The sequence below is a fragment of the Aliidiomarina haloalkalitolerans genome (assembly GCF_003987315.1).
Lineage (GTDB): Bacteria > Pseudomonadota > Gammaproteobacteria > Enterobacterales > Alteromonadaceae > Aliidiomarina > Aliidiomarina haloalkalitolerans.
The window spans coordinates 232,434-245,048 of the sequence record NZ_PIPI01000001.1 but is presented as its reverse complement, the minus strand read 5'-3'; the positions used below and the strand labels follow the sequence as shown (position 1 = coordinate 245,048).

Annotated in this window: 11 protein-coding genes; 2 read left to right on the top strand and 9 right to left on the bottom strand. The window is 50.5% G+C overall.

Going from position 1 to position 12,615, the window contains the following annotated elements:
• From mmsB to CWE06_RS01120, 4 genes are read right to left on the bottom strand one after another with little or no spacing between them, the layout of a single operon-like run.
• The gene (mmsB, locus tag CWE06_RS01135; RefSeq protein ID WP_126790469.1) at positions 1-894 is read right to left on the bottom strand and encodes a 3-hydroxyisobutyrate dehydrogenase; all 894 of its coding nucleotides are present in this window, start codon (positions 892-894) and stop codon (positions 1-3) included.
• Positions 895-904: 10 nt separating this feature from the next.
• Positions 905-2,062 (bottom strand): enoyl-CoA hydratase/isomerase family protein, encoded by a 1,158-nt coding sequence (locus tag CWE06_RS01130; protein WP_126790468.1) that lies wholly within the window; start codon positions 2,060-2,062, stop codon positions 905-907.
• A gap of 56 nt (positions 2,063-2,118) precedes the next feature.
• Positions 2,119-3,276, bottom strand: coding sequence for an acyl-CoA dehydrogenase family protein (locus CWE06_RS01125; RefSeq protein ID WP_126790467.1), 1,158 nt, complete (start codon positions 3,274-3,276; stop codon positions 2,119-2,121).
• Positions 3,277-3,291: 15 nt separating this feature from the next.
• Positions 3,292-4,794, bottom strand: a complete 1,503-nt coding sequence (locus CWE06_RS01120; protein WP_126790466.1) for a CoA-acylating methylmalonate-semialdehyde dehydrogenase — start codon at positions 4,792-4,794, stop codon at positions 3,292-3,294.
• A gap of 146 nt (positions 4,795-4,940) precedes the next feature.
• Here CWE06_RS01120 and CWE06_RS01115 point away from each other — a divergent pair, with 146 nt between their 5' ends.
• Complete coding sequence (locus CWE06_RS01115; protein ID WP_126790465.1) at positions 4,941-5,837, top strand: AraC family transcriptional regulator; 897 nt, start codon at positions 4,941-4,943, stop codon at positions 5,835-5,837.
• Positions 5,834-6,136, top strand: coding sequence for a DUF1289 domain-containing protein (locus CWE06_RS01110; RefSeq protein ID WP_126790464.1), 303 nt, complete (start codon positions 5,834-5,836; stop codon positions 6,134-6,136). The genes CWE06_RS01115 and CWE06_RS01110 overlap by 4 nt, the downstream gene beginning before the upstream one ends.
• A gap of 44 nt (positions 6,137-6,180) precedes the next feature.
• Here CWE06_RS01110 and kdsB read toward each other — a convergent pair whose 3' ends face one another.
• The 5 genes from kdsB to CWE06_RS01085 are packed head-to-tail and all read right to left on the bottom strand — an operon-like array spanning position 6,181 to position 12,572.
• Complete coding sequence (gene kdsB, locus CWE06_RS01105; protein WP_126790463.1) at positions 6,181-6,942, bottom strand: 3-deoxy-manno-octulosonate cytidylyltransferase; 762 nt, start codon at positions 6,940-6,942, stop codon at positions 6,181-6,183.
• Entirely contained in the window at positions 6,939-7,136 is a 198-nt protein-coding gene (locus CWE06_RS01100) for a Trm112 family protein (protein ID WP_126790462.1), read from the bottom strand. The genes kdsB and CWE06_RS01100 overlap by 4 nt, the downstream gene beginning before the upstream one ends.
• Positions 7,137-7,140: 4 nt before the next feature.
• The gene (lpxK, locus tag CWE06_RS01095; protein ID WP_126790461.1) at positions 7,141-8,259 is read right to left on the bottom strand and encodes a tetraacyldisaccharide 4'-kinase; all 1,119 of its coding nucleotides are present in this window, start codon (positions 8,257-8,259) and stop codon (positions 7,141-7,143) included.
• Positions 8,260-8,282: 23 nt separating this feature from the next.
• On the bottom strand, positions 8,283-10,046 hold the full coding sequence (msbA, locus tag CWE06_RS01090; RefSeq protein ID WP_126790460.1) for a lipid A export permease/ATP-binding protein MsbA: 1,764 nt from the start codon (positions 10,044-10,046) through the stop codon (positions 8,283-8,285).
• Positions 10,047-10,103: 57 nt separating this feature from the next.
• On the bottom strand, positions 10,104-12,572 hold the full coding sequence (locus CWE06_RS01085) for a DNA internalization-related competence protein ComEC/Rec2 (protein WP_126790459.1): 2,469 nt from the start codon (positions 12,570-12,572) through the stop codon (positions 10,104-10,106).
• Positions 12,573-12,615: the final 43 nt, after the last annotated feature.

Here is a 12,615-nt window from a genome sequence, read left to right as displayed (position 1 = left end):
TTATTTTCCTTGCGGTTCGAACGACTGAAAAATGCTCGAGAAATCTTTGCTACCCCAACCTGCTTCGCTGTGCTGGCGGAAAAGTTCAGTCGCTAACTGTCCCATAGGTGTCGCTGAGTTCGTGTTTGCTGCCGTTTTCGCAGCTAATCCTAGATCTTTAAGCATTAAGTCCACCAAGAAACCACCATTGTAGTCATTGCTTGACGGCACGCTCGGCATGACCCTTGGGCACGGATTATACACTTCGAGTGTCCAATTACGACCCGAGCTTTGCAGCATAATATCCGATAGCACTTTCGGGTCAAGCCCATGGGCTCGGCCCAACTGCAGTGCTTCCGAAGTCCCCGCCATCAGCACAGCCAGCAGCATGTTGTTACAGATTTTCGCCACTTGGCCAGCACCATGACCGCCCGCGGTAAAGACATTCTTGCCCATTTTTTCAAGAACTGGCCGAGCTTCTTCAATATCGGCTGGCTCACCGCCACAAATAAACGTTAACGTGCCCGCTTTGGCACCGCCCACGCCACCTGAAACAGGTGCGTCAATGAAGCGACGACCCGCTGCCGTGATGCCTGCGGCAAGTTCACGTGCTGACTCAGCGGAAATAGTGCTCGAATCGACCACGAGCGCCCCTGCCGGAATAGAGTCCAGAATACCTTGCTCGCCAAAATACAAACCCAGTACGTGCTTGTCTGCAGGCAACATAGAAATGACTATGTCAGCTTGCTTAACGGCGTCTGCGGCGGTTGCCGCAACTTTAGCTCCGGCTGCTTGTAAACGTTCAAGCGCGTCGGCAGATAAATCAAAAACCGTCACAGCGAAGCCGGCGTTAACCAAGTTAGTCGCCATTGGCCCGCCCATATTTCCTAAACCGATAAAACCGATCTGAGCCATCATTCGCTCCTTAATCTAAGTCGTGTAATGGATGTTCGCCTTCGCCCCATGGCGCACTGAACATCACGTCAAGATCATCTGCATGCACATCAGCAATGCCATTATGGCTCCACTTCGGGTTGCGATCTTTATCAATGAGTAACGCTCGAACCCCTTCGCGGAAGTCACCTTTCGCGGCACAATTCACGGACAAGGTAAGCTCCAAACGGAACGCATCGGCTAAACTCAACTCGCCACCAAATTGCAGTTGTTGCCAAACGATATGCGCGGTAAGAGGACAACCGTTAGCAAGTGTTGCTTGGCCCCGAGAGAGCAGCTTGTCATCGCTTTCATAGGCTAAAAACTGGGCGGCAACCGTTTGGATATCCTCGCCCGTCATCAACTTGCTAATTAACTCCCGCCGGTCATATAAGTCCGCACTAGGCATTTTGTCGTCGCTAAGCTTACGTTGTAACAAGGTGTCGCTTAGCGTCGCTAAATTCAGCTCGACATCGTCACTCCAGCTTGCATTGGTCAGCGCTTGTAAGGTGTTGTCACGCATATCACTGGCAATTGCAAAGTCGGCCATACCGAGGTACAACGCGTCTGCTGCATTGACTTGCGCGGCAGTCAAACCGAGGAACAAGCCCATGTTGTCAGGCATTTTACTGAGGAAGTAAGTCGCGCCAACATCGGGATAAAGGCCAATGCTAACTTCCGGCATCGCCAACCGTGAACGTTCGGTGACTACCCGATGACTGGCACCATTCATTAAGCCCATACCACCGCCCATCACAAAGCCGTCACCCCAAACGAGCAGAGGTTTTTGATAGGTTTGAATCAAATAGTCGAGGCGGTATTCGGCGTGGAAAAAGTCCACGACTTCTTGCACCGGCTCTTCAGGCATGGCTGCCATGGCATGATACATAGCAACGATATCGCCACCAGCACAAAAGGCTTTTTCACCTGCACCTTCCAACCATACGCAAGCAATTGCATCATCGGCTTGCCATGCTTGCAGTTGTGGTGTCAGTAACAAAATCATATCGAGGCTTAACGCGTTCAGTGACTTTTCAGAGTTCAAACGGGCTAAACCGATTTTTTTCCCCGACACCGTGTCGATCTCTTCGAACACGACAGCGTCCGGGTTACCAATTTGGTAATTCTCGAACAAATTTGTTTTGGTCATAAGCATTCGTCTCCTTACTGGGCAATCTTGTTGGTCGTAGAACGCAAAAGAGCTACTTAAAGTAGCTCTGCTGCGCCATCCGCCAATAATCGCCGGGCGATAATTAGACGCATGATTTCATTCGTACCTTCTAGAATTTGATGCACACGAACATCGCGCACATGCCGTTCTAGTGGGTACTCTTTGATATAACCGTAACCACCATGAATTTGTAATGCTTCGTTACAAACTTGGAAACCAATGTCGGTAGCAAAACGTTTCGCCATCGCACAATAAGCGGTTTTATCCGCATCATTGCTGTCGACTTTAAACGCGGCTAATCGCACCATTTGCCTTGCTGCAACCAGCTCAGTCGCCATGTCTGCGAGCTTAAACTGCAGTGCTTGGAATGCGGCAATTGGCTTACCAAACTGGCTACGCTCGTTCATGTAGTCACGCGCAGTGTTCAGTGCCGCTTGCGCAGTACCGACCGAACAGACCGCAATGTTAATGCGACCGCCATCGAGGCCCATCATGGCAAACTTGAAACCTTCGCCTTCTTCACCAAGTAAATTCTCAGCAGGAATACGCACGTCTTCAAACGTCACCAAGCGAGTTGGCTGCGCGTTCCAGCCCATTTTCTCTTCGGCTTTGCCATAGTGAATGCCGGCTGCGTCCGCTGGAACAACAAAGGCGGAAACGCCTTTAGCACCTTCACCGCCGGTGCGCGCCATCACCACTAAGACATCGGTAGAGCCAGCACCCGAAATAAACATTTTCGAGCCGTTAATCACATAGCTGTCGCCGTCTTTCTTAGCGGTTGTGCGCAAGCTAGCAGCGTCAGAACCTGCACCTGGCTCAGTCAAGCAGTACGAACCAAGTTTTTCGCCGGTCACTAACTGACTACACCAGTGCTCTGCAACCTCTGGCTTGGCAAATGAGCCGATCATCCAGCTCACCATGTTATGAATGGTCATCATCGCTGTTGTTGCGGTACAACCCATGGCAAGTTGCTCAAAAATTAGCGCCGCATCTAAACGTGACATGCCGAAACCACCGGCACTTTCCGGGGTATACATGCCCATGAAACCCATTTCGCCAGCTTTGCGAAAAACTTCAATTGGGAAGTGATGGTATGCGTCCCATTGCCCTGCAAACGGTGCCATTTCCTTCTCAGCAAAGGCACGAGCTGTATCGACGTAGGCTTGTTGGTCTTCGGTTAGATTAAAATTCACAACCACGCTCCCGAATTATTGCAATTTAATTGTCATGTTCGGACCATTGTCGATTTCGCTTTCTGGCCACCGCGCCGTAATCGTTTTAGTTTCGGTGTAGAAACGAATCGCTTGCTTGCCGTAAGCATGCAGGTCACCAAAGAACGAATTCTTCCAACCGGTGAATGAGAAGAACGGTAATGGCACCGGAATTGGAATATTAATACCCACTTGACCGACTTCAATCTCATGCTGGTATTTACGCGCCGCAGCACCATTGGCAGTGAAAATTGAAGTACCGTTACCGAATGGGTTCGCATTCACTAACGCAATGGCTTCTTCGAGTGTTTCAACTTCGACCGCGCATAACACCGGGCCAAAGATCTCTTGTTGGTAAATTGTCATTTCTGGTGTGACTTTGCTAAAGAAGGTTGGGCCAACCCAGTTTCCGTCAGGATAACCTTCAACGACACAGTTCGTGCCGTCAACTAAGCACTCAGCACCTTCTTTCTTGCCTTGCTCAATCAGTGAAATAACCCGTTGTTTCGCTTGCGGGCTAATTAATGGGCCGTAGGCTGCGTCTTTGTTGTCCCATGCACCTGGCTGAACTTTTGCTAACTGCTCAGCAAGCTCTGGAATCCACTCTTTCGACTTACCAACAAACACGGCAACTGAAATCGCCATGCAACGCTGACCGGCTGCGCCCACAGAGGCACCTACCAAGTTATTAATGACAGTCTGCTTGTTAGCGTCTGGCATAATCACACTGTGGTTCTTCGCACCAGCAAACGCCTGTACGCGTTTCAGGTGTTCAGTACCGGTGCGGTAGATATACTCAGCAACCGGCACCGAACCAACAAATGACAAGGCTTTGACGTCTTTGTCTTTTAGCAAGATATCAACTTGCTCTTTACCACCGTGCACAACTTGCAGTACACCCTTTGGCGCACCGGCTTGCTCGAACAATTCAACCAAACGCGTTGGCGTCAATGGATCTTGCTCAGACGGTTTCAAAATAAAGGTGTTTCCGCATGCGATTGCCATTGGGAACATCCACAATGGAATCATCGCCGGGAAGTTAAATGGCGTAATACCCGCGCAAACGCCAAGTGGCTGAATATAGCTATAGGTGTCAATGCCGCGTGCTACGTTTTCAGCGGTTTCGCCCATCATCAGCGCTGGAATATTCGCTGCTTGTTCCACCACTTCAATACCACGCCAAACATCACCTTTTGCGTCGTCAAAGGTTTTGCCTGTTTCTAACGCTAAGATTTCGGCGATTTCATCATGATGTTCTTTTAACAATGCTTGATAACGCATCATGACGCGCGCACGCTCTGGTACTGGCACTTCGCGCCAAGTCTTAAATGCTGCTTTGGCGCTGGCAATGGCTTGCTCAACTTCAGCTTGCGTGGCGCAAGGAACTTCGGCAATCACTTCCTGAGTGGCCGGATTGGTCACAGGAATATATTGAGTGGCTTGTGACTCCACAAACTCACCATCGATAAATAACTTCACTTTCTTGCTGTTGCTAGCCATGTTGACCTCTTGCTACATGCATTTCTGATGTAAATAAATTGTAGTTTTACGTGTCCTGCATTAGACCAAATGCACTCGCACTTTAGAATCGATAAAATTGCCTGTATGATGGACAATATTGCTATTTTCGATGAGATGCTCACTTTATGAGTCAACCCTCTGATTGGCCCCTACTCGCTGGTAGTTCGCGTTTACTGCTGCCACCGAGTTTAATCGAACAACTTGCGCAGCATCCGCTGACCGCGGACTTGTTTCCCGTGGCTTATGGGCACTACTTAGAAGCGCTCGACCATCGAGTGCGACGGACCGTGCATACCGACCATTTATTGATCTTTTGTCACGCGGGTCGCGGTTTTTATCGCACCGAGAATCATCAAGGTAGTATTTCCGCCGGGCAAGTGCTGTTTTTAAAGCAAGGTGTTGCACATAGCTATCATAGTGACCGCGAGCAACCGTGGAGTATCTACTGGGCGCACTTCTCCGGTAAAAATGCGAGTCGCTTCATGGATTATATTGGGATTTCCACCACCGCTGAACGGCCGCCCGTGTTAACGTTACAGCGTTGGCAAACACTGTTACCCGACGTCAATACGTTGTTGAATCTGCAGCATCAACGTCTAACCTTCGAGCGAGCAGTGCTTGCTACGTCTTTGTTGCGTAAGCTAATTACTGACTTGCCCCTGTTGAATAAAGACAGTGCGCGCCACGAAGGTGGCTTTAATTTAACCGCGCTTGACCGTTTTATGCGCGACAACAGCCATCGCACCTTAGAGCTTGATGATCTCGCCAACTTTGCTGGCTTATCGCGTTACTATTTTAGTAAGAAGTTTCGCGAAGTAACCGGTGTGCCACCACTTCGCTACTTTAATGAGATGAAAATTCGCGGCGCCGAAACCATGTTAACCGAGAGTAATGCGTCGGTACGCCAAGTTGCACTTGCGTTTGGCTTCGAAGACCCCTACTATTTTTCGCGCTTATTCAAGAAAATAACGGGGTTTGCCCCACAGGTTTATCGCCAACAACAAACGGAGGAAACACGATGAGTCAGTCCGACCTCAATGACCTCCTTTACGCGCCAGCGACCTCTGAGCAGGCCGACCAGTTGGAGATGTTCGACCTTCCCAACCCATGCATCGGCGTTTGTGAGTCTGGTCCGCGCGGCTATTGTCGCGGCTGTTTGCGCTCCCGCGACGAACGCTTTCAATGGCACCATAAGCCTGCCGCTGAGCGAGCGCGGATTCTCAAGCTCCTCGCTCAACGCCAAAAACGTCGCGAGGCCTTCCTGCGCCAACAACAGCAGCAGGAACATCGCGACGATCAACAACAATTGGACTTACTATAAGGCCCAAACGCTAATGTCCAAGCTCAGTTCAAGCTCGCAAGCCCTTATTTAGCAACAAGCTGACGTGCGTATTCCAAGTCATCCGGCGTATCGATGCCACCTAGCGGCTCAATTAATGCCTCCGCCACATGAATACGTTCGCCGTACCACAGTACTCGTAACTGTTCGAGCGACTCAAGCTTTTCTAAGGGACTTGGTTTCCATTCCGCGTAACGCTCAATAAACCCAGCTCGATAGGCATAAATACCGATATGACGCCGATACATACCACTTTCTAGCTCGGCTTTATCGCGCGCTTGGTTAAATCGTTCGCGGTCCCACGGAATGGCTGCTCGGCTAAAATACAACGCGTAGTTCTGCGCGTCGGAAACGACTTTGACCACATTCGGATTAAACAAGTCGTCCGAGTTGCTCAGAGTCACCGCTAATGTTGCCATGGGAGCAACGCGCTGGCTTGCGAGATTTTCAGCAACTTGGCAAATGATTTCCGGCGGAATAAAAGGCTCGTCACCTTGGACATTGACCACCACTTGATCATCAGCAAGTGCGAGTCGGTCGACCACTTCAGCAAGACGCTCGGTACCTGACTGATGATCAGGCGAGGTTCGCATAGCACGGCCACCAAAACCTTTCACGACTTCAAGAATGCGCTCATCGTCAGTTGCGACTATGACTTCTGCCGCACCACTACGCACAGCACGCTCGTACACATGCTGAATCATCGATTTGCCACCGATATCGGCAAGTGGTTTTCCCGGTAAACGAGTGGACGCATAACGCGCTGGAATCACAACCGTGAAGCTCATGACTTTACTTGCTCCACTTCAGCTTGCGACAATTCCCGTGCGGCACTTGCCAACAATGCCGGAATACCATTTTGCACCGGATAGGCCAGTTGTTCACCACAACAGACCAACTCGGTCTTATCTTGATTCCAAATCAACTTGCCCTTGCATGACGGACACGCCAAAATTCCTAGCATATTTGCACCGAGACTCATTCTTTTACTCCTGCGCTGCACGAGCTTCCGCGTTAGTGTCATTGTTTGCCACCGACGCTGGTTTCACTCGTGCGCTCAATTGTTCTAAAAAATCACCACTAAAACGCGCTTTAACCTGCAAAAAGTACCAATGCGGACGCGCAAAACTCCGGCATTTCACGGCATCCTTTTCAGTCATTAATACCGGCACCTCATTACTGACATTGTAGAAGTCTTGGGTGCGGTATTGATAATGATCAGGATAGACCCGAGTTTCCAGTAAATCGATGTGTTGCGCTTTTAATAAATTGAAAAACCGTTCGGGATTGCCAATCCCGGCAATCGCAAGTGCACTTTCACCGTCGGGTACGTCAATCTCTTGGTTGTCACTGACCCGCCGCCATCCTGTCTGCTGCAATTGCATGGCAACAAGTTTGCGCGGGTGTTTGCGTAAACCGAGGCGCCGTGCGTAGTCATCGAGGTCATCCGGAACCGCTCCATTGACCACAACCCAATCCACTTTGCGTAAACGCCGTTTACTTTCTCGTAAGGGCCCCGCTGGTAATCGCCAACCATTGCCTAGGCCGCGTTCACCGTCAACAACGGCTATTTCAATTTGACGCCCAAGTGCATAGTGCTGCAGACCATCGTCGGCAATAATGATATCCACCGCATGCTCGGCCAACAGCAGTGACACGGCTTGCGGTCGTTTTGGAGCAACTGCAACCGGCACGCCGGTCAGCTGCGCTAACATGAGTGGTTCGTCACCCACATCACTGGCTTTACTATCAGGCTGCACCGCTTGCGGAAACGGCCCCTGGCCCCCATAGCCGCGACTGACGATCCCCGGCCGAAAGCCCTGCTCTTGTAACGCTTCAACCAGCGCCAGAACCAAAGGCGTTTTGCCGGTGCCGCCAACCGTGACATTGCCAACAATAATCACGGGCACGGGAAAATTATGCGTCTTTTTCAGGCGTATGAAGAACAACAATCGCCGTAGCCAAGCCATGCACGTAAACACCAAGCTGAGTGGCAGCATGGGTATCAGCGGCAATACCAAACGCCGGCGATACCACCATTGCACAATTTTTGGTGGTGACGTTTTCAGACTTTCTTTACTGCGTTTATTCTGATTCTTATTCACTGCTCGTCCCTAACCAAACTGGCTTAGTCTGCCGTCTTGCCGTTTTCCCCACCAACTTGCAAATTGTGCAATTGCGCGTAAACGCCGGATAACGCTAACAACTCCTGATGCGTTCCGCGCTCGACTATACGTCCGTGGTCCAAGACCAAAATTTCATCCGCTTTTTCGATGGTCGACAATCGATGGGCAATCACAATCGAGGTTCGATTCTGTTGTAAATTTTCAAGCGCAGCTTGGATATGCCGCTCTGACTCGGTGTCGAGCGCTGAAGTGGCTTCATCGAGGATCAATAATGGTGCGTCCCGCAACAGAGCTCGGGCAATGGCAATCCGCTGACGCTGACCGCCACTCAACATCACGCCATTCTCACCAACGATGGTCTCTAAACCAAGCGGCATTTCATTGATAAATTCGTCCGCATAGGCCAACTGAATCGCCCGCTCAATCGCTTCGCGCGACACTTGCTCTTGGGCTCCGTAAGCAATGTTATTGGCGATCGTATCGTTAAACAGAGTGACACTTTGCGAAACAACAGCAAACTGGCGGCGCAACGATTTCAATTCGTACTCGCGAATGTCGACGCCATCGAGTTCAATTGCACCAGTTTCATAGTCATAGAATCGGGTCAACAGATTCGAGATGGTCGATTTACCGCTTCCCGACCGTCCAACGAGCGCTAATGTCTTCCCTGCAGGCACGTGGAAACTTACATCGTTTAACGCTGGTGTGTCTTTGCGAGCATAACGGAAGGTTAAGTTCTTCACGGTCACGTCGCCTCTAACGCGCGCAACTTGATGACTTCCTGTGTCTTTTTCCTGCTCTTCGTCAAGCACCGCAAAAATACTCGCGGCCGCAGCGAGACCGCGTTGGAAGTCAGCGTTGACATTGGTGAGCTGTTTCAACGGTCGCAGCAACATGATCATCGCCGTCAACATGGTCGTAAAGGCTCCAGGCGTCAGCTGCTCAATCATACTAGGGAAGCTGGCAATGAATAACACCGCCGCAAGACTCAACGACGCGATAAACTGAATCACCGAGGTACTAACTGTACGAATATTAACCAACTTCATGTTTTGCTGTCGGGTCGCTTTATTCACCGCGCCGAACCGCTCAGCTTCATGCTTTTGGCCTTCGAACATCACGACAACTTGATGACCATTGATCATTTGCTCGGCAGTCGTAGTCACGTTGCCCATGGCGGTTTGAATTTTGCTACTCACTTCGCGGAACTTGCGCGAAACGACTGAAACGACTTTACCAATGACTGGACCAATGACAAGGAAGACCAGTGAGAGCTGCCAGCTGTGGTAGAACATCAAACCAAGCAAGCCAATCACAAACGCTCCCTCTTTTATCAGGGTCAGCACCGCTCGGCTGGTTGCTTCTGCTAACTGTTGAGTGTCATAAGTGATTTTCGAAATGAGATCGCCCGTTGACACTTTGTCATGATAAGCCACGGGTAAACGCATCAAGTGCTCAAATAGCTCTTGGCGCATTTTCGTTACAATTTGAAAGCCGACGTAACTTAAGAAGTAGGTGGAAATAAAATTAAATAATCCACGAATGACAAAAATCGCCGGTACAAAGATGGCTGCATAAACCAAAATTTGCGGGTTACCAGCACCCAAACCGTCGTCGATTAAGGTTTCAATATTGGCAAAGAAAAAGGTATCAATACCGGCATAGCCCAGCATGCCAAAGACGGCAAAGGCAAAAGCAAAACGGTAAGGTTTTATGTAACTTAATAAGCGCCGGAAATGCTTTTTTCGTTTTAGATTCGAATCCATTGGCAACCATAATGTTGAAAAGACCGCGCCATTGTAACCGGAAGTGAAACCGTTTTACTAGCGTTGCCACTCGGGCAGCCGCCTTGCATACCATCGGTTGCGCCAATCACGGTAGTAGGTCTGCACTTGCCAACCGGCTTCCTGCTCTGCTCTCAAAATAGAACGACCCGATTGCCACCGTAACGTCACCTGACCGTCTCGACCTGTATCATAGAGCGGAATACCCCGCTCTGCATAACGCGTTTGCACGTCTCTATGCGGCATCCGAAACTGATTCATAAAACCGCGACTGACCACCGCAACACGCGGCTGTACGACATCGAGAAACTCTGCTTGGCTGGAAGTTTGCGAGCCATGATGCGGGATCACCAAGACATCCGCACGTAACTGTTTGCCATAACGCCCAACCATGCGCAGTTCCGTGTGGCGCTGAATATCACCAGTGAGCAGCACACGTTGACCGCGGTACGTAAGCAAGAGCACACAACTGTCATTATTCGGTCCAAATGAAGGGCCTGGCATGGGTGCCAGTGCACGTATTTGCACGCCCTGCCACAGCCAGGTTTGCCCCCAACTGCACGGGAGGGTCGTAGCAGTTATCTCCTCGGGAAACGCCTGTGGCTGCCAGCCCCAATCGCTCGACGCTTGAAAAGCAAAGCGTGAGCGCATCGTTTGCAATTCTGAAAACGACGCCTGCAGAGCGTCTGCAGCGCCAGTATGGTCTTGATGTTCGTGAGAAATAACCAACCATTCAGGTCGTAATCGCCGCTGGCGTAAAAATGGGAAAATGACGTCATGACCGAGATTATGCCCTTGCCCAAAACCCGGACCCGCATCATAAATTAGTGCGGCACGGTCACGCTGAATCACAACTGCGCTGCCTTGGCCAACGTCGAGTACATGCACGGCAAACTCATCTTGCTGTGGCTGCAGTAGGACAACAATCACCGCTGCTGAGCTGAATCCAAAGAGCCAGCGTCTCTGCTTAACTTGCTGCCAATGCACAACTAAATAAACCAACGCCAGTAGTAATACCCACCTTAACTCCACCGTTTCTAGCCAAGCACTCGGCCACGATGCAGCGGTTGCTAAAAACTGAAATACCGTGTGCAAAATCGGATCCACCAATTGCAACAAGCCCCATGCGAGTTGTTCTGTAATGGCAAACGGCACCAACAATAAGCTAACGGCCAATAAACTCAGGGGTAAAATAGCAAAGGCAAACACGGGAATGACGAGCAAGTTCGTTAATGGCGTTAACCAAGCAATGCCGTGAAAGTAAAAAATCGTCAACGGTGCCAATAGCACCGTGAGCATGACTTCAAAACGCCACAGCAAGGACACCTTATTTGTTATCGGGCCAACATGACTTGCTGCATCGGTAATGCTTGTGACAGACCACCAATGCCAAAAGAAGATGACCGCAACGGCTCCCACCGATAGCCAAAAACCGACGTCTAACCACGCCAATGGATCAACCAGCAGAATCACCGCAACACCGCGCAAAAGCACTTGCATTGGTGTCAAACGCCACGCCCATATCCGGCTCATGACAAAAAGCCCCAGTAATGCCAATGCCCGCAACGTCGATACCGCAAAACCCGACAGTGCCGCATAGGCCAATGCACAAGCAAATCCGAGAGCGAGAGCTAGCCATTGCTGATTAGGTTGGCGCGACAGTTCTGGAACCCTTAAACGCGGAATCCACGCCAATAGCCGCCAACAAATATGCAAAGGTACACGCGCGAGCCACCAACTAACGGCAAAAACGAAGGTCACATGCAAACCGGAAATGGCCATCACGTGGGCCACACCCGTTTCAATCAGCAAACGACGACGTTCGGCGCTCAGCCATTGCCGCTCACCCAAGGTGAGCGCTAGAACAATGTCTAAATAGTGCAGTCCTTGCGGCTGTTCAGCGTTAGCTCGCCACGCTGCTAACTTATTCATGATCACGGAGCGTGGCGAAACACGTTGAGTCGCTTGCATCCGCTCACCCTTGATCACGGTTGCATTCAGCCAGATTCTCTGCCGTACCAAATGGCTTTGATAATCGAATCCCCCCTGATTGGCACGGCTAACGACTGGACGCAAGCGCGCCTGCAACCACCAAATGTCGCCCACTTGCGGTGGTTGCGCAAAGTCTGGCGGTGCAAACCAGCTTAACTGTATAAGTTGCGCCGGTTGTCGCTGTTGTTGCCACAGCCCTTGCAGCCGCAGCGTCGAACCACGTTGTTGCGGTAATTCCGTAATTTGTACTTGAATCCATTGTGCTTGTCTCGGTGTTGCGTCACTCGGTTGCGTATCGATAACGTTCTTCATGACGCCAAAGGCGTACAGAAATACCCACGCATACGCGCATAAAAATATTGCTAACGTAAAGATTTTTAGCCGGAAAAGCAGTACACTAATTAGCAAGACGAGCACAGGAAGTATTCGTGGGGCCAACGACTCAGGCTCTATCCACGCCATGCTGAGAACTGCAGCGATTGTGCCTGCAGCAATTGTATCGAGCTGTATTTTCATAGTCGCCGCGTCCTTGCGTTTGTTGCGGACCTTTTTGATGTTG